Raw genomic sequence first — 20,156 nt, forward strand, 5'->3', positions numbered from 1 at the left:
GAGGTCGAGGTAGTCCTCGGGGCCGGTGGCCGCGGCGGCCAGCGCGCGGGAGGCCATCAGGACGGCCCGGGCGCCGGACTCCTCGACGACGGCGGCGGGCTCGCGCTCGGCTGCGGGGTGGTGGTGGCGCTCGGCGCCGGCATCGCCGTCGGCGACACGATGCTGCACCGCACCGCCGTCACCAACTGGATCACCGCCGCCGCGCGGGTCCAGCAGCTGCTGGCCCGCCGGACCGCCGAGCTCGGCTCGCTGCTGACGCGGCGGGTCGCGGCCGGAGAGGTCGTCTCGGTGTCCACGGGCGACGTGGAGAAGATCGGATGGTTCGTGGAGGCGTTCTCCCGCTTCGCCGCCGCCGTCCTCGCCCTCCTGGCCGTCTGCGTCGGCCTCGTCGTGTACGAGCCGGCGCTCGGCGTCGTCGTCGCGGTGGGCGTCCCGGCGCTCGCCCTGGCCGCGCTGCCGCTGCTGCCGCGCGCGACCCGCCGGGCCGACGAGCAGCGCGAGAAGGCCGGCAAGGCCACCGAGCTCGCCTCCGACACCGTCGCCGGGCTGCGCGTGCTGCGCGGCATCGGCGGCGAGGAGCTGTTCCTCGGCCGCTACCGGGCCGCCTCCCAGGAGGTCCGCCGGGCGGCCGTGCGCAGCGCCCGCATGTGGGCGCTGATCGCCGCCGTCCAGGTGCTGCTGCCGGGCCTGCTGCTCATCGCCGTGGTGGCGTACGGGGCGGGCCTGGCGCTCGACGGCACGATCACGGTCGGCGCGCTGGTCACGGTCTACGGCGCGGTGGCGCTCACCCACCATCCGCTGCGGAACGTGGAGGAGATCGCCATGGCGTACGCCTTCTCCCGGCCGTCCGCGAAGCGCGCGGCCCGCGTGCTCGCGCTGACCCGGGTGACCGGACCGGCCGGGGACGGGACGGGCGACCGGGACCGGAAGGCGTCGGGCGACCTGTACGACCCGGTGACCGGGCTCATCGCCCCCGCCGGGCTGCTCACGGCCGTGGTGTGCGGCGATCCGGACGCGGCCGGCCGGCTCGCGGAGCGACTGGGCGGGCATCCGGCCGAGCCGGACGACGGCCACGTCTCCGTGCGGTTGGGCGGGGTGCCGCTGGACGGGCTGCCGCTGGACGCGGCGCGGACGGCGGTCCTCGTCCAGGACAAGGAGCCGGTGCTGCTCTCCGGCACCCTGCGCGAGCTGCTCGACGTGCCGTCGTCGGGCGCGGTCCGGGCCGAGGACGCGCTCGCCGCCGCGCGGTGCGAGGACGTGCTCGACGCGCTCGCGCAGGCCTCGGTGGACACCGGCGGCGACCCGATGCGGGCCCGGATCACGGAGCGGGGCCGCTCGCTCTCCGGCGGCCAGCGCCAGCGCCTGGCGCTGGCGCGGTCCCTGGTGGCCGACCCGGAGGTGCTGGTCCTCGACGAGCCGACCTCGGCCGTCGACGCGCACACCGAGGCGCGGGTGGCGGCCGGCGTCCGCAAGCTGCGCGCGGGCGCGACCACCGTGGTGCTCGCCTCGTCGCCGCTGCTCCTGGACCTGGCGGACCGGGTGGTCCTGGTCCACGAGGGCCGGGCCGTCGCCCACGGCACCCACCGCGAGCTGCTGGCGGCGGAGCCGCGCTACCGGGCGGTCGTCACCCGGGAGACGGACGACGAGCTCGCCGCGACGGCGGCCGCCGGACACGACGCACTGGAAGGGGAATCCGCATGATCGGCCTGGCGCCGCCCGCGTACGACCCGGCGGCCCCCACGACCGCCACCACCCTGCCCGTCGCCGCCGGCGCGACCGTCCGGGCCTACGTCCGCGGTCTGCTGCGGCGGCACCGGAGGGCCTTCGCGCTGCTCGTCGGGGTGAACGCGGTCGCCGTGGTCGCGTCGATGGCGGGGCCGTACGCGCTCGGGCAGGTGGTGGACCGGCTCGCCGAGGGCGCCCGGGAGCTCCGGCTCGGGCAGGCGGTCGCGGTCTTCGCGGTCGCGCTCGTGATCCAGACCGTGTTCGTCCGGCTGGTCCGGCTGCGCGGGGCGATGCTCGGCGAGGAGATGCTCGCCGACCTGCGGGAGGACTTCCTGGTCCGCGCGGTCGGCCTGCCGCCGGGCGTCCTGGAGCGGGCCGGCACCGGCGACCTGCTCTCCCGGATCACCACCGACGTGGACCGGCTGGCCAACGCGATGCGCGAGGCCGTGCCGCAGCTCGTCGTCGGCGTGGTGTGGGCCGGGCTGCTGATCGGCGGGCTCGCCCTCACGGCGCCGCCGCTCGCGCTGGCCGTGGTGATCGCCGCGCCGCTGCTGATCGCCGGCTGCCGCTGGTACTTCGAGCGGGCGCCCTCGGCCTACCGCTCCGAGGCCGCCGGATACGCGGCGGTGTCGGCCGTGCTCGCCGAGACCGTCGACGCGGGCCGCACGGTCGAGGCGCACCGGCTGGGCGCGCGCCGGGTGGCGCTCTCGGACCGGCGGATCCACGAGTGGACGCGGTGGGAGCGGTACACGCTCTACCTGCGCGCGGTGCTGTTCCCGGTGGTCAACCTGACGCACACGCTGGTGCTGTGCGGCGTCCTCGCGATCGGCGGCGTCTGCGTCCTCCGCGGCTGGATGGACGTCGGTCAGCTGACGACGGGCGCGCTGCTGGCGCAGATGCTGGTGGATCCGGTCGGGATCGTGCTGCGCTGGTACGACGAGCTCCAGGTGGCGCAGGTGTCGCTGGCCCGGCTGGTGGGCGTGCGGGACATCGAGCCGGAGCCCGGCGACGGGTCGGTGCGGCCCGACGGGCGGGACGTCGAGGCGGTCGGCGTGCGCTTCGGCTACCGGGAGGGCGTGGACGTGCTGCACGGGGTGTCCCTCGCGGTGGCGCCGGGGACCCGGCTGGCGCTGGTCGGCCCGTCCGGGGCGGGCAAGTCGACGCTGGGCCGGCTCCTCGCGGGCGTCTACGGGCCGCGCGCCGGGGCGGTGACGCTCGGCGGGGCCGAGCTGGCCCGGATGCCGGCGGAGCGGGTCCGCGAGCACGTGGCGCTGGTCAACCAGGAGCACCACGTCTTCGTGGGCACGCTCCGCGACAACCTGCTGCTCGCCCGGCCGGAGGCCGGGGACCCGGAGCTGTGGGCGGCGCTGGAGGCGGTGGACGCGGAGGGCTGGGCCCGGGGGCTCGACGCGGGCCTGGACACCGAGGTCGGCTCGGGCGGCCGGACGCTGACCCCGGCGCAGGCCCAGCAGATCGCGCTGGCCCGGCTGGTCCTGGCCGATCCGCACACGCTGGTCCTGGACGAGGCGACCTCGCTGCTCGACCCGCGCGCGGCCCGGCACCTGGAGCGCTCGCTCGGGCGGGTGCTCGACGGCCGGACGGTGGTGGCGATCGCGCACCGGCTGCACACCGCGCACGACGCCGATCTGATCGCGGTCGTCGAGGACGGCCGGATCAGCGAGCTGGGCAGCCACCACGAGCTGGTCGCGGCGGACGGCGCGTACGCGGCGCTGTGGCGCTCCTGGCACGGCTGACCCGGACGGACGTCGTGACCCGCCCCCGGCGGGGACGGGTCACGCGCGGGCGGCGGTCAGACGCCGGCGATCGACTGGATCCAGGAGCGGTAGGCCGTGACGTTGGTGTACGCGGTGGTGGTCTGGCGGTCGCTGGTGGAGGCGACGCCGACCTGGACGCCGTTCGCCATCATCGGGCCGCCGGAGTCGCCGCCGGCGGTGATGCCGTCGCCGCGCCGGGCGCAGATCGCCGAGCCGCCGTAGGCGTCGCGGCAGCCGCCGGTCACGACCACGTTGGCGACCTTCAGGTAGCGGGACTGGCAGGTGGCCTCGGAGCCGCACTGGGAGGTGGCGCCCCAGCCGTACACCTGGACGGTCTGTCCGACGCTCACGGAGCCGGGCTGTCCGAGCCGGGCGTAGGTCGCGGTGACGGAGCGGTCCAGGCGGACCAGCGCGAGGTCGGAGCCGTGGGTGTGGGTCTGGACGCCGTTGGCGACGGTCCCGCCGCTGTGCTGGTCGAGGCTGCCGATCCGGAAGGACAGGCCGCCGCCGGTGACGCAGTGCTTGGCGGTGAGGATCCAGGTGGGGGCGATGATCGTCGCGGAACAGGTCTCGCGGCCGTTCGAGAAGAGCCGGGCGGCCCAGGGGCCGCTCTGGGCGTAGCCGCCGCCGATGATCGGCTGGACGGCGGCGGTGCCGGCGCGGGCGGGCGTCTGCTCCGCCGCGGTGGCGGCGGGCGCGAAGAGGGCGAGCACGGAGAGCGCCGCGGCGGCGGCGGACGCCCATATGCGGTGCGTACGCAAGGTTCCTCGTCTCCGACGGCGCGCGGGAGCGCCGCCTGTGGGGGGAGTGGGTGGAACCAGAGTGGTCACGCGGCGGACGCCGGGGTAATCCCGTTCGTCCATAACACCGTGTTATCCCCGGGCCGGAGGAGGACCGGGCCGTCCGCCGGACCGGGGGCCCGGGGGCGGCTGCTAGAAGAAGCCGAGCGCCGAGGCTCCGCCGACGCCGCCGAGGACCATGAAGGCCGGCATGAGGACCTTCAGCTCGACCCAGCTGCCGGCCCGGAAGCGCATGCCCTTGGGCGGGCCGATCGGGTACCAGCGCTTGCGGGCGATGGGGATGGGCCAGAGGATCGGGCAGCCGGAGACGGTGAGCGCGTCGCCGATGTCGTGGACGAGGGCGCCGAGGACGACCGGCAGGCCCAGCCACAGGTACTCCTGGCCGGGGCCGGTGAAGAGCCAGTCCGAGCCGTTGCCCGGCTGGTCGAGGACGCCGGCGAGGATCCAGGCGCTGGTCGCGCCGAGCAGCCAGACCAGCACGTCGCTGGACATCCGGGCGGCCCGCCACAGCAGGCCCTCGACGGCGAGGACGAGGTGGACGAAGAGGATCGCGAGGACCGCCCAGCGGCCGCCGGTGACGGCCGCGGTCGAGCAGCCGCCGCCGATGAGGACGGCCCACACCCAGGTGTGGGTGAGGGTGCGGTGGCCGCCGGAGCGGCGCGGGTCCTGGGGGCTGCGGGTCGCCTTGTAGACGGCGTACGAGAGCTTGTCGACGACCTCGCACAGGACCCGGGAGAGCGGGCCGAAGGCGCGCGAGATGGTGGCCGACCTGTGGTCGAGGTCGGGGGCGAGGGCGGCGCCCGCGCACAGCAGGGCGCCGGCGAGCAGCACCGGCCAGGGCATCGGGTGGTCGAAGGCGGCCGCGGCGGCGCCCACGCCCAGCCAGGCCGCCGCGCCGGACAGCGAGTGCGCCGGTCCCATCATGGTCGGTGTCGCCCCGTTTCTCCCCTGCCGGCGTCCAGTTGACGGCCGGTCGACGGAGCAGCCTATCGGGAGTGATCTTCGCGTCCGGTGACCGGTTCCCTCATCCGAGCGGAATGCAGGCAAGATGGGAGCGTGACCCTTATCGATCAGCTGCCGCCGACCGCCGACCCCGACGCCCTCTTCGAGGCCTTCTCCACCTGGGCCGAGGAGCGGGGCATCACGCTCTACCCGGCCCAGGAGGAGGCGCTGATCGAGGTGGTCTCGGGGGCGAACGTGATCCTGTCGACCCCGACGGGGTCCGGGAAGTCACTGGTGGCGGCGGGGGCGCACTTCACCGCGCTCGCCAACGACCAGGTCACCTTCTACACGGCGCCGATCAAGGCGCTGGTGTCGGAGAAGTTCTTCGACCTGTGCAAGATCTTCGGCACCGAGAACGTCGGCATGCTGACCGGCGACGCGTCGGTGAACGCGGACGCGCCGGTCATCTGCTGCACGGCCGAGGTGCTGGCCTCGATCGCGCTGCGGGACGGCAAGGACGCCGACATCGGCCAGGTCGTCATGGACGAGTTCCACTTCTACGCGGAGCAGGACCGGGGCTGGGCCTGGCAGATCCCGCTCCTGGAGCTGCCGCAGGCGCAGTTCGTGCTGATGTCGGCGACGCTCGGCGACGTGTCGATGTTCGAGAAGGACCTGACGCGGCGGACCGGGCGTCCGACGGCGGTGGTCCGGTCGGCGACGCGGCCGGTGCCGCTGTCGTACGAGTACCGGATGACGCCGATCACCGACACCCTGACCGAGCTCCTGGAGACCAGGCAGGCGCCGGTGTACATCGTGCACTTCACGCAGGCGCAGGCGGTGGAGCGGGCGCAGTCGCTGATGAGCATCAACATGTGCACGCGGGAGGAGAAGGACCGGATCGCCGAGATGATCGGCGGCTTCCGGTTCACCACCTCCTTCGGCCGCAACCTCTCCCGCTACGTGCGGCACGGCATCGGCGTGCACCACGCGGGCATGCTGCCGAAGTACCGGCGGCTGGTGGAGAAGCTGGCGCAGGCGGGTCTGCTGAAGGTGATCTGCGGGACGGACACCCTCGGCGTGGGCGTGAACGTGCCGATCCGCACGGTGCTGTTCACGGCGCTGACGAAGTACGACGGCAACCGGGTGCGGACGCTGCGGGCCCGGGAGTTCCACCAGATCGCGGGCCGGGCGGGCCGGGCCGGTTTCGACACGGCCGGTTTCGTGGTGGCGCAGGCGCCCGAGCACGTCATCGAGAACGAGAAGGCGCTCGCGAAGGCGGGCGACGACCCGAAGAAGCGGCGCAAGGTGGTCCGCAAGAAGGCGCCGGAGGGCTTCGTCGCCTGGTCGGAGAGCACCTTCGAGAAGCTGATCGCCTCCGAGCCGGAGCCGCTGACCTCCCGGTTCCGCGTCACCCACACCATGCTGCTCTCGGTGATCGCGCGGCCGGGCAACGCCTTCGAGGCGATGCGCAAGCTGCTGGAGGACAACCACGAGCCGCGGAAGAACCAGCTGCGGCACATCCGCCGGGCCATCGCGATCTACCGCTCGCTGCTCGACGGCGGCGTGGTGGAGCAGTTGGAGACCCCGGACGCGGAGGGCCGCACGATCCGGCTGACCGTCGACCTCCAGCAGGACTTCGCGCTCAACCAGCCGCTGTCGACGTTCGCGCTCGCCGCCTTCGACCTGCTGGACCCCGAATCGCCCTCGTACGCCCTCGACATGGTGTCGGTGGTGGAGTCCACCCTCGACGACCCGCGCCAGATCCTCGCCGCCATGCAGAACAAGGCGCGCGGGGAGGCCGTCGGGCAGATGAAGGCGGACGGCGTCGAGTACGAGGAGCGGATGGAGCGGCTCCAGGACGTCTCGTACCCGAAGCCGCTGGAGGAGCTGCTCTGGCACGCGTACACCGTGTACCGGAAGTCGCACCCGTGGGTCGGCGACCACCCGGTGTCGCCGAAGTCCGTCGTCCGCGACATGTACGAACGGGCGATGGCCTTCACCGAGTTCACCTCGCACTACGAGCTGGCGCGGACCGAGGGCATCGTGCTGCGGTACCTGGCGGGCGCGTACAAGGCGCTGGACCACACCATCCCGGACGACCTGAAGACGGACGACCTGGAGGACCTGATCGCCTGGCTGGGCGAGATGGTGCGCCAGGTGGACTCCTCGCTGCTCGACGAGTGGGAGCAGCTGGCCAACCCGGAGGTGCAGACCGCCGAGGAGGCGCAGGAGAAGGCCGACCAGGTCAAGCCGGTCACGACGAACGCGCGCGCCTTCCGGGTCCTGGTGCGCAACGCGATGTTCCGGCGGGTCGAGCTGGCCGCCCTCGACAAGGTCGCGGAGCTGGGCGAGATGGACGCCGAGTCCGGCTGGGACGAGGAGGCGTGGGGCGAGGCGATGGACGCGTACTGGGACGAGTACGAGGACCTGGGCACGGGTCCGGACGCGCGCGGCCCGAAGCTGCTCGCCATCGAGGAGGACCCGGCGCACGGTCTGTGGCGCGTCCGGCAGACCTTCGCCGATCCGAACGGCGACCATGACTGGGGCATCAGCGCCGAGGTGGACCTGGCGGCCTCCGACGAGGAGGGCCGGGCGGTGGTCCGCGTGACCTCGGTCGGACAGCTGTAGACCTTTTCCCGAGGAGGAGCTCGTGACGAACCCCGCCGACAGGCTCGTGGATCTGCTCGACCTGGAGCGGATCGAGGTGAACATCTTCCGCGGCCGCAGCCCGCAGGAGTCGCTCCAGCGGGTCTTCGGCGGGCAGGTCGCCGGCCAGGCCCTGGTGGCGGCGGGGCGGACGGTGGACGGGGACCGGCCGGTGCACTCGCTGCACGCGTACTTCCTGCGGCCGGGCCGGCCGGGCGTGCCGATCGTCTACGAGGTGGAGCGGGTGCGGGACGGCCGGTCGTTCACGACCCGCCGGGTCACGGCCGTCCAGGAGGGCCGGACGATCTTCAATCTGACGGCCTCCTTCCACCTGCCGGAGGAGGGCGCCTTCAGCCACCAGCTGCCGCCCCGGCACCTGGTGGACCCGGAGACCCTGCCGAAGCTGGCGGACGAGATCCGCGACCACCTCGGGGCGCTGCCGGAGGCGCTGGAGCGGATGGCCCGCCGCCAGCCCTTCGACATCCGGTACGTCGACCGGCTGCGGTGGACGAAGGACGAGGTCAAGGACGCCGATCCGCGCAGCGCGGTGTGGATGCGGGCGGTGGGGCCGCTGGGGGACGATCCGCTGGTGCACACCTGCGCGGTGACGTACGCCTCCGACATGACCCTGCTCGACGCCGTGCGCATCCCGGTCGAACCGCTCTGGGGGCCGCGCGGCTTCGACATGGCGTCGCTGGACCACGCGATGTGGTTCCACCGGCCGTTCCGGGCGGACGAGTGGTTCCTGTACGAGCAGGAGTCCCCGGTCGCGACCGGCGGCCGGGGACTGGCCCGGGGCCGGATCTACGACCGGGAGGGCCGGATGCTCGTCTCGGTGGTCCAGGAGGGCCTGTTCCGGCCGGTCTGAGCGGCTTCCCGCGGGTCACGCCCCGGCCGGGGCGGCGGTGGCGGCGGGCGCCGGCAGGGCGCGCAGGGAGCGGACGAACAGCAGCAGGGCGGCGAGCAGGCCCGCGCACGGGATCCACATCGCGGTGTGCGGGGTGAGCCAGGAGGTCAGCCAGCCGGCGAAGGCCGCGCCCAGGGCGGTGCCGCCGAAGGCGCAGAAGCGGTAGACCGCGCCGACCCGGCCCTGGTACTCCGCCGCCACGCTCTCGTGCCGGATGGCGATCGAGTGGACGTTGAAGACGGTGAGCCCGACGCCGTACGAGAAGAAGGCCAGGGCCGCGGTGGCCGCCGCCAGGGCGGGGGCGCCGGCCGGGGAGAGCGGCAGGGCGCAGGGCGCGACCGAGGCGAACGCCATGGCCAGGGCCACCAGGCGGGTGCGTTCCCAGCGGTGCGAGAGCCGGGCGGCCGCGGCGGCGCCCAGCACGGAGCCGACGGCGCCGACGCCGAGCAGCAGGCCCACCGTGGTGGTGGACATGCCGAGGGTCCGCAGGGCGTGGATCAGGTAGAGGGTGATCAGGGCCTGCTCGAAGAAGTTGAACAGGCCGCCCTGGACGAGCAGCGCCCGCAGCAGGGCGTCGGCGCGGACCACCCGCGCCCCGCGGGTGAAGCGGGAGCCCCACGGTTCGCCGGCGGCGGGCGGGGGCCCCGCGGCCGGCCGGACCCGCAGGCTGAGCAGCCCGGCCATGACGAACACGCCCGCGATGGCGCCGAGGACGCCCGCGCCGGACAGGCCCACCAGGAGTCCGGCGGCGGCCGGGCCGAGGACCTGGGCGACGGAGAGCGTCAGCTGCATCCGGGAGTTGGCGGTCAGGAGCCGCCCGTCCGGGGCGACCTGCGGGATCACCGCGAGGGTGGTCAGGTCGGCGACGGAGGAGACGGCGCCGGTGGCGGCGACCAGCACCCAGAAGAGCGGGGTGGGCAGCCGGTCGGCGGCGGCGAGCCCGGCCGCGGCGGCCAGCAGGGCGGCCCGGCCGAGGTGGCAGACGAGCAGCAGCGTCCGCCGGTCGGCGCGGTCCACGATCAGGCCGCCGATCGGGGTCATCACCAGGGTGGGCAGGAACTGGAGGAAGGTGGTGACCGCGATCTCGGCCGGGTCGAGCCGCAGCAGGGCGGCGGCGATCAGCGGGTAGGCGTAGTAAAGGACCTGGCTCGCGGTCTGGGCGCAGGACTGGCTGCCCCAGAAGCGGTTGAAGGCGTCCCAGGTGCGGGCGGGGGCGGCCGGCGGGCCGGGGCGGGCGTCAGTCTTCAAGGTCGTTCCAGTCTTCGGGCCGCCGGGCGGCGAGGACGCGGCTCTGCTCCACCAGCAGGGGCAGCCGGGCCAGTTCGCGGCCGGGCAGCGGGCGGTGGCCGCCGGCCGGGGGCGGGGAGACCACCGTCGCCAGGGGCCGGAGGCGGGCGCCGCGCAGGAGTTTGGCGTCCAGGGTGCCGACGCCGAGGTCGATCCGGCGCACCCCGGTGCGGGCGGCGAGCGCGAGCGGGCCGTGCACGGCGACGTGGGCGTAGTCCATGGCGTCACGGGCGTGGACGGCGGTGTGGTCGAGGCCGACGACGCGGACGGACATCTCCTCGCCGTGGCGGACGCAGAGCGAGAAGGCCACCGGGCGGCCGTCCGCCTCCCGCACGGTGAAGACGGCCGGGTGGAGGCCGGGGGCCGCGCAGGCCCGCAGGTAGCGGGCGAGCGCGGGGACGTCCGGGGTGTGGCCGTGGCGGGCCATGACCGCGCCGAGGAGGGGGGCGAGCTCCTCGGACAGGCCGGCGACGGCCGCCGGGTCGCGTTCGGGCGTGCCGAGTCCGCCGGCGCCGTCGATGGCGGCCCGGTCGGCCCGCAGCCGGCGGCGGGCGCTCGCGCGCACCGAGCCGAGGAAGTCCGGCGGGCCGCCGCCGGCGGCGGCGGGCAGGACGAGTTCGGCGGTGGTGTCCGCGAGGAGCACCGCCGCGCCGGGCAGGGCGGCCGCCAGGGTGCGGGCGAGCGCCGGGGGCGTGTACGTCCAGGCGACGACGTGGTCCGGGAGGCCGGCGCGGATCGCGCCGGCCAGGGCGGTGACGGCGGCGGCGCGGTCCGCCGCCGTCACCCCGCCGGCCGCCGCCCGGGGGGCCCACAGCAGGCCGTTGCCCTGCCCGTTGCGGGTGCCGACGAGGGCGTGCGGCAGGGCGCGGACGGCGTCGGGTTCCTCGACGAGGCCGGGATGCAGGCTCCAGGGGTCGTAGGTGGGGCTGGGCGGGGCGGCGTCGAAGAGGTGCACGGGGGTGCCGGCGAGCCATCCGGTGGCGTCCCGGACGGCCCAGAAGGCGATCGGGAGAGCCGGGTTGGAGCGGCCGAGGGCCTCGGTCCAGGGGCCGCTCACGTAGAGGGAGTCGGCCTCGGTGAGGGCGTCCCGCACCTCCTGGGGGACCTCGGCGAGGGAGGCGAAGCGGTGGACGCGCGGGCCGGTGCCGGCGGGCGCCCCGGCGGGGCTCACCGGCGGCCCGTGGCGAGCGGGGACCGCTCGACGCCCGGGGTGACGGCCTCGGCGGCGTCGTCGCCGAGGTGGACGACCCGGTTGTCCGCGTCCACGTGGACCACGCGGGGGCGGAAGGAGCGGGCCCCGTCCTCCGGGACCTGCTGGTAGGCGATGATGATGACGAGGTCGCCGGGGTGGACGAGGTGCGCGGCGGCGCCGTTGATGCCGATGACCCCGCTGCCCCGCTCCCCTTCGAGGACGTAGGTCTCCAGGCGGGCGCCGTTGGTGACGTCCACGATGGCGACCTTCTCGCCGGGGAGCAGGTCGGCCGCGTCGAGCAGGTCGCGGTCGATGGTGACGGAGCCGACGTAGTGCAGGTCGGCCTGGGTGACGGTGGCACGGTGGATCTTGGCGCTGAACAGGGTGCGGTACACGGGAACGCGTCCTTCGGTGGTGGGGTGCGGGCCGCGGTCGCGGCCCGTCGGGGGGGGGGGGTCAGCGGAGGCGTACGGTGACGGCGGCCGCCGCGTCGAGCAGGGCCTGCCGGGCCCCGGCGGCGGAGGTGCCGGAGCCGCGCAGGTGGAAGAGGGAGCCCCGGTAGTCGCGCGGGGGCGCCACGGGCGTGCCGGGCGCGGCGACTCCGGTCACCTCGCGGACGCCGGGGGCGGCCGCCGCCCGGTCGAGTCCTTCGAGGGCGTCGAGGACGCCCTCGGCCGTGGGGAAGACCTTGCGGATGGCGCCGTAGCCGGCGGGGGCGGGCGCGGGGCGGACCGGCCGGCCCGTCGCGCCGGCGAGGACGAGGTCGTAGTACCCGCCCTCGTACACGTCCTGGAGCATGGGGACGATCAGGCCGCCGGGGAGCCGGGCGTTGAAGTCGACCAGGACGGGGCCGTCCTGACCGAGCATGAACTCCACGTGCAGCGGTCCGCCGCGGATGCCCAGGGCGTCGGCGATCCGCTGGACGGTGTCCGTCATCGTGGCGACCGTCCCCGCGGGCAGCGGGGCCGGGTGGGTCCAGCCGAGCTCCACGAAGTGCGGAAGGGCGCCGAACTCGCGGTCGGTGACGCCGAGGGCCGTGAACCGGCCGCCGGCGACGATCCCTTCGAGGCTGACGAGCGGGCCGTCGACGAACTCCTCCACCATCAGTTCGCCGTCCAGGTACCGCTCCTCGGCGAGGAGCCGCGCGCAGGCCGCGGCGGCGTCGGCGGGCGTGGCGGCGTACACCACCTGCTGGCTGCCGCTGCCGCGCACGTTCTTGAGGACCACCGGCCGGCCCAGGCGGGCGGCGAAGGCGCGGGCGTCCTCCTCGGACCGGGCGTCGGCCCAGGCGATGTCGGCGACGCCGAGCCGGTCCAGGAGTTCCCGCATCCGGCGCTTGTCCCGGATCACCCGGGCGGCCTCGACGCCGAACAGCTCCGCCCCGCACGCCTCGGCGATCGCCGCCCCGGCCGACAGGAAGCGGTCGGCGGCACAGACGATCCCGGCGATCCCCGGGAGCAGGCCCGAGGCCGTCAGCTCCGGGGGGACCTCGGCCTCGTCCAGGGTCCGGCAGCGGATCAGCCGGCCCTCGGCGGCAAGGACGTCGAGCACCTCCTGGCCGGGGGCGCCGGCGTACTTCTCCGGGTCGGTGGTGAGGAAGACCGGGCGGGCGCCGGTGGCCTCGGCGTGGGCGAGGAGGCGCAGTCCGCAGCCGGTGGAGGCGCCCTCGACGAAGGCGACGAAGGCGACGAGGGGGCCGGGCTCCTCATGCCTGGGCATGGAGCACCTCTTTTCTGGGGGTTCGCAGGGGGGTGGCGGGGACGCGGTTACGGGCGGGGGTCCGCCCGGTGGCCGCCGGGAGGGGGTCCGGCGCCGGCCGGGGGGCGGTGGCGGCCGGGTCCAGGAGGTCCCTGACGACCAGGTCGGACAGGTGGCCGAGGCAGCTGAGGTTGGCGAAGCCGGGGCCCTGGGCGAGGCCGGCCAGGGCCGGGGCGTACAGGGCGGGGCGGACGCCGTCGAAGGACAGGCTGGGGCCGATCCGCCGCTGGGCCGCCGCGAGGTCGAGCGTCCCGCCCGGCGTGCCGGTGCCGGTGCCGGTCAGGAGGGTGCGGGCGGCGGGCGTCAGCAGCTCGTCGATCTGCCGCCACGGGTCGAAGCCGGTGGCGTTGAGCACCAGGTCGAAGCGGCCGAGCGGGGTGCCGTTCCCGTCGAGGAGGTCGAGGGCGTCCTCCTCCCCCGGCGCCGGGGCCACCGAGCGGACGGCCGTCCGGTGGACCCGGTCGCCGATCACCGCGGCCAGCCGGCGGGAGAGGGCCGGGGAGACCACGCCCCGGTCGGTGCGGGCGATGAAGGTGCGCCGGTCCCCCTCGTCGAGGAGGGACCATTCGGCCGCGGCGCCGGCCGTGTAGGCCCGGTTGACCTCGTCGGACTCGTCGCGGACCCGGAGGCCGCCGGGGGCGAAGAGCTCCAGGCGGGCCGTGGGGACGAGGTCGTGGACGTACAGGGCGAGGCTGGCGGCGGACTCGCCGCCGCCGACGACGGCCACGCGGGCGCACGGCCGTTCCCGGAGCATCCGGCGCAGGGCGGGCCGGTGGACGCCGGCGTCGATCAGCCGGGGGTGGGCGAAGGGCCCGGGGCCGAGGGCGCGCGGGGTCCCGGGGCCGGTCACCATGACGGCCCGGGCCCGGACCACGGCGTTCCCCCCGGTGGCGCGGGCGGTGTCGTCGTCGGCGGTGCGGACCAGCCACGCGCCGTCCGCGGTGTCCAGGGCGGTGACCCGGGCCCGGCGGATCTCGACGTGGTCGCCGCAGGAGCGGACGACCCACTCCAGGTAGGCGCCGAAGACCCGGTGCTCGGGCGCCGGGCAGCCGCGGTCCACCCATGCGCCGAGGCGGCCGGTCTCGGCGAGGAAGTTCTGCCAGCTGTAGCGGGTCATCGCCCGGTCGAGTTCCGCGCCGCGCGGGCCGAAGGCGTCGGCGCTGCGGTAGGGGAAGCCGACGTCCTTCTCGGGCCGGGTGCCGAGGGGCTCGGTGCCGGTGGTGAAGCCGTGCTCGCCGCCCCAGTGGGCGGCGGCCCCGTACCGTTCGACGACGAGGACGCGGGGTGCGCCGAGGCCGAGTTCGCGGACGGCGGCGGCCTTGGCGCACACGGCCGCGGCCTTGGGGCCGAGGCCGATCACCACCAGGTCGTGGCCGGGGGCGTCCGGCGCGCGGTCCGTGCCCATCAGGCCACCCCCAGCAGGTCGCACGCCTCGCGGGCGAGGCCGGCGGCGAGCCGGATGCCCGAGCCGTGGGTGCCCGAGACGCAGACGAGCCGCCGGGTGCCGGAGAGGTCGGTGACGACGGGCACGCTGCCCTCGGTGTACGTGTCCACGAAGACGCGGCGCTCCGTGATGCGCGCGTCGGGGCCGAGGTGGTCGCGCGCCACGGCGAGGGCGCGGGCGTCGGTCCCGGCGTCCGGCTCGCCCTCGGCGACGGGCACGTCGTACACGTCGTGCTTGACGCTCATGGCGTAGCCGCCCGGCACGGTCGGCTGCGGGAAGAGGAAGGCGCCCCGGTCGAGGTCGACCACGGTGGTGGTCAGCGGCCGGTCCGGCGCGCCGGTGAGGCGGTAGCCGTAGACCTGTTTGACGCGGACGCCGGGCAGGCCCTCGGGGAGCAGGCCGGGGGCCCAGGGGCCGGCCGCCACGACGACGGCGTCGTGGCCGTGGCGGGCGCCCGTGGCGTCGACGACGGTGCCGTCGGCCAGCGGGGAGCCGGCCGCGACCGGGGTGCCGAAGCGGAACTCGGTCTTCCCGCCGGCGCGCAGCCGGGAGAGGAGCAGGGCGGCCAGCCGCCGCGGCGAGATGACGTGCCCCTCGCCGGTCAGGCCGCGCACGGGGGTGTGTCCGTCGCGGGCCGAGGCGCGGGTGGTCTCCTCCAGCTCCCCGTAGGCGAGGCCGCGGATCCGGGCGTCGGAGGTGGGGGTCGGGGAGCACCAGAAGGTGCGGGTGCGGTGGCGGTACCGGTCCTCGTCGCCGAGGCCGGCGCCGAGTTCGCGGTGCCATGCCTCGGCGGTCTCGACCAGCCGGCGGTGCCGCTCGGTCCAGCCGTGCGGGACGTCGCTGGCGCCGGCGTACGCGGTGGCTCCGCCGGCCGCCGCGGGCCGCGCCTCGTACACGTGGACGCCGGTCACGCCGGCGGACCGGGCCAGGGTGTCGGCGACGGTGAGGCCGACGGCGCCCGCGCCGATGACGGCGACCCTCACGGCGTCACCCGCTTCCACCACAGGGCGAGGAAGACCAGGGGCTCCTCGCTGGTGCAGTGCACGGTGTGGAAGGAGCGGGCCGGGATCTCGACGGGGGTGCCGGGACGCATCTCCAGGCGGCCGTCGGGGAGTTCGACGTAGCCGGCGCCGGCGTCGGTCACCCAGACCTCGGCGCTCTCGTGGGCGTGGCCCTCGGTCCGTCCGCCCGGCTCCACGCTCAGCAGCATGGAGCCGAAGTTGATGCCGATCGCGGTGGCCTCGGTCTCGACGTGGGTGGTGTACGTGTCACCGGACATGCGCGGCCTCCGCGTTCATCGGGACGCCGTTGAGGGAGACGCAGCAGGCGAACCGGTCGGCGTCGAGCCGGCCCAGCGCCGGGGCGGGGGCGGCCGCGGCGCGGCGGGGGTCGAGGCCGGCGGTGAGGACGGCGTCCAGGCCGGCGAGGGCGGGGGCGGACTCGCCGGTGAGGTGCTGCCACAGGGCGGTGGCGTAGCGCGGCATCAGCGGGAGCGCCAGGTGGGCGAGGCCGATGAGGTGGGCGGCGGCGCCGCCCGGGGTGCGGCGGAGCATCTCGCCGCGGTCGAGCCATTCGCGCAGGACGCGGTAGGCGCCGTTGACGGTGTGGCCGTCGAGGGCGAGGGCGCTGGTGAGGCGTTCGAGGTGGGCGGTGAGGAACTCGCGGTCCCAGTGGCCGGGGACGGCGTGTCCGTCGCCGTCAGCGAGGCGGGCGAGGGCCTCGGCGACGCCCTCGTCGATCTCCAGGGCGGTGGCGTCGTGGAACTCGGCGAACTCCGCGGGGTCGAAGTTCTCGGAGGTGAACTCGGGGTTGCGGAAGCACAGGTAGAGGCGGGCGAGGTCGGGGTCGGCGCCGCCGGTGGAGACCAGGTCGCCGGCCCAGATGACGTGGCGGCGGCTGGTGGAGAACTTCTCGCCGGCGAGCCGGTAGAAGTGGTTGATCAGGTAGTGGTCGATGCCCTTGTAGGTCTGCTGGCCGAGGATCGCGCCGAGGCCGCCGATCAGGTAGGGCAGGGCGTTGTCGATGCCGAAGCCGACGACCGTGGTGATGTCGGAGCCGGCGGCGAGCGGGTAGGGGTGGCCGGTGAGTTCGCTGTAGCGCTGGGCGGCGAGGTAGTGGCAGGCGATCTGGAGGGTGGCGCCGTGCCAGATGACCTGCTCGTCGGTGAGCCCCTCGTCGGTGCGCGGGACGCCCCACCGGCTCGGCACGGTCAGGCGGATGTCGGTGCCGTGGCGCTCCAGGTGACGGTCGATCAGGGCGAGGAAGTCGCCGCGCACGCCGGCCCGTTCGGCGGCGGCGCGGAGCCGGGCCGGGCCGTCGGGGAGGTCGAGGCGGAGCACCCGCACGTCGTCGAAGGCCAGTTCGCCCTCGAAGTGGGCGGGCCGCAGCTCGCCCTGCCGGTCCGGGGCGTGCAGGCCGCCGCAGCCCTCGCAGGAGTAGCCGGTCATGCCCTCGCCGCAGTCGGGGCAGTGGCCGCGGTGCCAGCCGCTGGTGACGACGTCGCCGACCCGGGGGCCGTTGGCGGGCGGGACGGCGCCCTCCGGGAGGGCGGTCAGGCGGGGCATCCGTTCGGCGGCGATCCGGGTGTGGCCGGCCTCGATCACCGCGTCGAGGAGGGCGTGGTTGACCTCGGCGTAGCGGTCGGCCCACTCGGGGCTCAGCGGGTCGATGAAGTCGTCGTACTCCAGCAGCAGGGCGCCGAAGTCGCCGCGGATCCGCTCGTGGTAGTCGCGGGCCACCTCGGTGGCGGTGCGCCCCTCCAGGTGGCCGCGGATGGCGACGTGGGACTCGTGGCTGTCGCTGGTGGCCACCATGGCGACGTCGGCGCCGCTCCAGCGCAGGTGGCGCTTGAGCAGGTCCATGCGCAGCAGGGGGCCGGCGATGTGGCCGAGGTGGGCGCGCCCGTTGGGGACCAGGCAGACGGGGGCGAGGAAGTACCGTTCGCCGGACCGGGAAAGGCGGTCCAGGCGGGGGGAGGGCGAGTTCATTTCGGATGTCCGTGCTTCGCAGGGGATTCGGGAAGGAGGGGGAAGCGCTCCGGAAAGAACTCTGCCGGGGGCGTGATCACGGTGTCGAGGGATCGCGGCTTCAGGTAGATGCCATGACACGGGGCTGCCAGGCGGAAAAGCGCCGCCGTCCGGGGGCCGGAAAGGAAAAAGCGTCCGGTGCCCTCCCGGACGGGGAGGGCACCGGACGCTTCCGGCGGCGGGGCGGCCGTGGGGTCAGCGGCCGGGCGCCATGTCGTACGTCACCCACATCGTGCGGGTGGCGACCTGGTCGTACTTGGCGCGGGCGCGGTGGTTGTCGTCGGCGGTGATCCACCGGACCACGCTCCAGCCGCGCTCGGCGGCGACCTCGCGGAGCGCGGCGAGCAGCAGGTCGGCGGCGCCGGAGCCGCGGCTGGCGGGGTCCACGAAGAGGTCGTCCAGGAATCCGCCGACGGTGGCCGAGAGCGGCCGGGCGAAGGGGCGGTAGTGGGCGAGGCCGACGAGCCGGCCCTCGCCGTCCTCGGCGACGAGGGCGCCGACCTCGTGGCCGGGGTCGTTCACCCACGACCAGACCCGCAGGGCCATCTCCTCGGTCTGCTCGACCCCGTAGAAATCGGCGTAACCGCGGTAGAGGGCGCGCCACTGCGGAAAGTCTTCCGCGCGGACCGCGCGGACCTTGATGTCGGTGGACATGGATGCACACTTTCTCGAAGGGATCGGAAAAGGGAAAGAGGTGAGGGGCGAGGGAGGGGGGCGGGGGAATTCCGGAAGACGATTCCGGCGGATTTCCCCCGACTGCCGGCGGATTCCCCCGACCGTCGGCGGATTCCCCCGGCTGTCGGCGGATTCCCCCCGGCGTCTAGAGGAGGCCGAGTTCCGAGGCCCGCAGGCCGGCCTGGAACCGGCTTTTCGCGCCGAGGACCTCCATGATCTTCGCGGTGATGCGGCGGGTGGTGCGCACGGAGACCCCCAGGCGCAGGGCCACCGCCTCGTCGGTCAGCCCCTGGGCCAGGAGCCGGAGGACCTCCCGTTCCTGGCGGCCCAGTTCGCCGTCCTCGGCGGGCAGGGGGTCGACCAGCGGCATCCCGGTGGCCCACACGTGCTCGAAGAGGGCGCACAGGGCGGCGACGGTGCCGGGGCCGTGCAGCAGCACCGCGCCCTCCTCGCTGCGCTCGGGGTTGACCGGGACCAGGGCCGACCTCCGGTCCACGATGATCATGCGGAGCGGCAGGGCGGCGACCGTTCGGGTCTGTCCGCCGCGGGCGTCCAGCCAGGCCGAGTAGGCCAGGCTGGGCTGGTGGCCGCGGACGCTGTCCACGTACAGGGTCCGCATCCGCACGCCGCGGGCGAGCAGCCGCTCGTCCAGCGGGCGGGCGGCGGCGAGGTTCGCCTCGGTCTGGACCCGGCCGGGGCTGAAGGCGTCCAGCTGCTCGGTGACGTTCTCGACGAGGCCGACGAGCCGGGCCCGTACCGCCTCGGCGCCGTCGAGGTGCTCCACGTCCGGATGGGAGGCGGCTCCGTGCAGGTGGGCGTATTTCGCGACGAGCGCCGCGGCCGCCGCCCGGCTCCGCTCGATGTGGTGCTGGCGCTCGACGAGCTCCGCCTGCTGCCGGGCGAGCAGGGCCTCCAGGCCGTACTCGGGGTTCACGAGGCGCACGGGGCTGCCGTCCCGCAGCGGCCCCCGCAGCAGGGACAGGGCCGCCAGCCGGTCCATGGCCGCGCGCACGTCGCCGGGTTCGGCCCCGGTCCTGCGCGCGATCCCGGTGACGTCGATGTCCGTCTCGCTGAGCATCAGTTGGTAGGTCTGCTCGGCCAGCGGGTCGAGGCCAAGTGCTTCGAGCATGTGCTCCCCCTTTGGTGCGGGGAACCGATCATGCTCAGGGGGTGGGGCGGTGTCTCCTGACGCGGTGTCGCAAGCGGGGGCGGGCGCGCTCCTCGGTGGACACTTGCCGGGAGCCCGCGGGGGTGTTTCCCTCACGTCTCCTCCCCGGCCAGCAGCTTCTCGTAGTAGGCGGTGACCATGCCCGGCCAGGTCCGCTCCGGGCGCCAGGGCGCGCGGCCCAGGACCAGGCAGGCGGTGCGGGCCCGCTCCTCGGCCTGGCCGAGGGTCGCGGCGCGGACGAAGAGGGTCAGGACGGCGGTGCCCGGCTCCTCCCCCTCGTGCTCGGTCACGTGGGCGACGCCGAGGGCGTCCAGCGCCTCCGCGCGTCCCGGGGAGCGGCCCAGCGGGGGGCTCCCGGGCGCCGGGAGGGTGCTGCGGAACAGCACGTGGACCAGATACACGTGCTCACTCCTGACGGTTGCGCGGCGGCGGAAGCCAGGACCCGGCGGTGTTCCGGCGTCCGTCAGCACTGTGCCCCTCCGGCGCCGCCCCTGTCGATCGCCCGCGACGGCAGCTTGCTGCCAGGGCCCGGGACCGGCAGCGGCGTGCCGCCGGGCCCCGCGTGGCAGCTTCCGGTCCCGTCACCAGGCTGCCACGCCGGACGGTGGATCCGGACGGGCCGGTTCGATGAGCATGACGGGGCGGCGGTCCCACCGCCCCACCCCCCTCGCCCGTTCCCCTCCCACCCCTTCGGAGCCCGTCGTGTCGCGTCTCTCCCGTCTCGCCCGTGCCGTTCTCGCCGCCGTCGCCCTCGGCGCCGCTCCGCTCGGCGCCTCCCTGCCGCCGGCCGGCGCCGGGGCGCCGACGCCGG

The 20,156-nt window shown here is 75.3% G+C and carries 16 protein-coding genes and 2 pseudogenes; 4 read left to right on the top strand and 14 right to left on the bottom strand.

Annotated features, from left to right (window positions below; all coding sequences use genetic code 11):
- Nucleotides 1-93: pseudogene (locus AB0E83_RS31205) on the bottom strand (DUF993 family protein); the annotation flags it as partial.
- Between the two features lie 6 nt (nt 94-99).
- Between AB0E83_RS31205 and AB0E83_RS31210 the strand changes: the two are divergent.
- Both AB0E83_RS31210 and AB0E83_RS31215 read left to right on the top strand, forming a co-directional pair.
- Nucleotides 100-1,701: pseudogene (locus AB0E83_RS31210) on the top strand (ABC transporter ATP-binding protein); the annotation flags it as partial.
- A complete protein-coding gene (locus tag AB0E83_RS31215) occupies nt 1,698-3,479 on the top strand; it encodes an ABC transporter ATP-binding protein (RefSeq protein ID WP_362119377.1) in 1,782 nt (593 codons plus the stop codon). The pseudogene AB0E83_RS31210 and the gene AB0E83_RS31215, both read left to right, overlap by 4 nt.
- A gap of 56 nt (nt 3,480-3,535) precedes the next feature.
- On the opposite strand, the gene AB0E83_RS31220 is transcribed toward AB0E83_RS31215, so the two are convergent.
- Both AB0E83_RS31220 and AB0E83_RS31225 read right to left on the bottom strand, forming a co-directional pair.
- Entirely contained in the window at nt 3,536-4,261 is a 726-nt protein-coding gene (locus tag AB0E83_RS31220) for a trypsin-like serine protease (RefSeq protein ID WP_362119380.1), read from the bottom strand.
- A 171-nt stretch (nt 4,262-4,432) separates the two neighbouring features.
- Nucleotides 4,433-5,224, bottom strand: a complete 792-nt coding sequence (locus AB0E83_RS31225; protein ID WP_362119383.1) for a metal-dependent hydrolase — start codon at nt 5,222-5,224, stop codon at nt 4,433-4,435.
- Nucleotides 5,225-5,356: 132 nt separating this feature from the next.
- Between AB0E83_RS31225 and AB0E83_RS31230 the strand changes: the two genes are divergently transcribed.
- Together AB0E83_RS31230 and AB0E83_RS31235 are read left to right on the top strand one after the other, a co-directional pair.
- The gene (locus AB0E83_RS31230; RefSeq protein ID WP_362119386.1) at nt 5,357-7,870 is read left to right on the top strand and encodes a DUF3516 domain-containing protein; all 2,514 of its coding nucleotides are present in this window, start codon (nt 5,357-5,359) and stop codon (nt 7,868-7,870) included.
- 22 nt (nt 7,871-7,892) lie between these two features.
- Nucleotides 7,893-8,756 carry an acyl-CoA thioesterase II gene (locus tag AB0E83_RS31235; protein ID WP_362119389.1) on the top strand — a complete coding sequence of 288 codons (864 nt, stop codon included), beginning with the start codon at nt 7,893-7,895 and terminating at the stop codon, nt 8,754-8,756.
- Nucleotides 8,757-8,771: 15 nt separating this feature from the next.
- On the opposite strand, the gene AB0E83_RS31240 is transcribed toward AB0E83_RS31235, so the two are convergent.
- From AB0E83_RS31240 to AB0E83_RS31290, 11 genes are all read right to left on the bottom strand, one after another.
- Nucleotides 8,772-10,043, bottom strand: a complete 1,272-nt coding sequence (locus tag AB0E83_RS31240; protein WP_362119392.1) for an MFS transporter — start codon at nt 10,041-10,043, stop codon at nt 8,772-8,774.
- Nucleotides 10,033-11,253: a GNAT family N-acetyltransferase gene (locus tag AB0E83_RS31245; protein ID WP_362119395.1), complete on the bottom strand. Its 1,221-nt coding sequence runs from the start codon at nt 11,251-11,253 to the stop codon at nt 10,033-10,035. The genes AB0E83_RS31240 and AB0E83_RS31245 overlap by 11 nt, the downstream gene beginning before the upstream one ends.
- Nucleotides 11,250-11,669 (bottom strand): aspartate 1-decarboxylase, encoded by a 420-nt coding sequence (gene panD / locus AB0E83_RS31250; protein WP_362119398.1) that lies wholly within the window; start codon nt 11,667-11,669, stop codon nt 11,250-11,252. The genes AB0E83_RS31245 and panD overlap by 4 nt, the downstream gene beginning before the upstream one ends.
- Before the next feature lie 61 nt (nt 11,670-11,730).
- Nucleotides 11,731-12,993: an ATP-grasp domain-containing protein gene (locus AB0E83_RS31255; RefSeq protein ID WP_362119401.1), complete on the bottom strand. Its 1,263-nt coding sequence runs from the start codon at nt 12,991-12,993 to the stop codon at nt 11,731-11,733.
- On the bottom strand, nt 12,980-14,437 hold the full coding sequence (locus AB0E83_RS31260; RefSeq protein WP_362119404.1) for a SidA/IucD/PvdA family monooxygenase: 1,458 nt from the start codon (nt 14,435-14,437) through the stop codon (nt 12,980-12,982). Before AB0E83_RS31260 ends, AB0E83_RS31255 begins: the two co-directional genes overlap by 14 nt.
- Nucleotides 14,437-15,459: an FAD-dependent oxidoreductase gene (locus AB0E83_RS31265; protein ID WP_362119407.1), complete on the bottom strand. Its 1,023-nt coding sequence runs from the start codon at nt 15,457-15,459 to the stop codon at nt 14,437-14,439. The genes AB0E83_RS31260 and AB0E83_RS31265 overlap by 1 nt, the downstream gene beginning before the upstream one ends.
- Nucleotides 15,456-15,755 carry a cupin domain-containing protein gene (locus AB0E83_RS31270; RefSeq protein ID WP_362119410.1) on the bottom strand — a complete coding sequence of 100 codons (300 nt, stop codon included), beginning with the start codon at nt 15,753-15,755 and terminating at the stop codon, nt 15,456-15,458. Before AB0E83_RS31270 ends, AB0E83_RS31265 begins: the two co-directional genes overlap by 4 nt.
- Nucleotides 15,745-17,463, bottom strand: a complete 1,719-nt coding sequence (locus AB0E83_RS31275) for a class I tRNA ligase family protein (RefSeq protein ID WP_362119413.1) — start codon at nt 17,461-17,463, stop codon at nt 15,745-15,747. Before AB0E83_RS31275 ends, AB0E83_RS31270 begins: the two co-directional genes overlap by 11 nt.
- A gap of 234 nt (nt 17,464-17,697) precedes the next feature.
- Nucleotides 17,698-18,156 carry a GNAT family N-acetyltransferase gene (locus tag AB0E83_RS31280; RefSeq protein WP_362119416.1) on the bottom strand — a complete coding sequence of 153 codons (459 nt, stop codon included), beginning with the start codon at nt 18,154-18,156 and terminating at the stop codon, nt 17,698-17,700.
- 166 nt (nt 18,157-18,322) lie between these two features.
- Entirely contained in the window at nt 18,323-19,306 is a 984-nt protein-coding gene (locus AB0E83_RS31285; protein ID WP_362119419.1) for a helix-turn-helix transcriptional regulator, read from the bottom strand.
- Nucleotides 19,307-19,437: 131 nt separating this feature from the next.
- The gene (locus tag AB0E83_RS31290; protein WP_362119422.1) at nt 19,438-19,746 is read right to left on the bottom strand and encodes a hypothetical protein; all 309 of its coding nucleotides are present in this window, start codon (nt 19,744-19,746) and stop codon (nt 19,438-19,440) included.
- Between the last annotated feature and the right edge of the window lie 410 nt (nt 19,747-20,156).

It is taken from the genome of Streptomyces sp. NPDC035033, assembly GCF_040636735.1.
Lineage (GTDB): Bacteria > Actinomycetota > Actinomycetes > Streptomycetales > Streptomycetaceae > Streptomyces.

Excerpts from the sequence above, each read along its gene's own strand:
- AB0E83_RS31260 (WP_362119404.1), bottom strand. The coding sequence starts at position 14,437 with ATGGGCACGGACCGCGCGCCGGACGCCCCCGGCCACGACCTGGTGGTG.
- AB0E83_RS31255 (WP_362119401.1), bottom strand. The coding sequence starts at position 12,993 with ATGCCCAGGCATGAGGAGCCCGGCCCCCTCGTCGCCTTCGTCGCCTTC.
- AB0E83_RS31215 (WP_362119377.1), top strand. The coding sequence starts at position 1,698 with ATGATCGGCCTGGCGCCGCCCGCGTACGACCCGGCGGCCCCCACGACC.
- AB0E83_RS31280 (WP_362119416.1), bottom strand. The coding sequence starts at position 18,156 with ATGTCCACCGACATCAAGGTCCGCGCGGTCCGCGCGGAAGACTTTCCG.
- AB0E83_RS31225 (WP_362119383.1), bottom strand. The coding sequence starts at position 5,224 with ATGATGGGACCGGCGCACTCGCTGTCCGGCGCGGCGGCCTGGCTGGGC.
- AB0E83_RS31285 (WP_362119419.1), bottom strand. The coding sequence starts at position 19,306 with ATGCTCGAAGCACTTGGCCTCGACCCGCTGGCCGAGCAGACCTACCAA.
- AB0E83_RS31275 (WP_362119413.1), bottom strand. The coding sequence starts at position 17,463 with ATGAACTCGCCCTCCCCCCGCCTGGACCGCCTTTCCCGGTCCGGCGAA.
- AB0E83_RS31270 (WP_362119410.1), bottom strand. The coding sequence starts at position 15,755 with ATGTCCGGTGACACGTACACCACCCACGTCGAGACCGAGGCCACCGCG.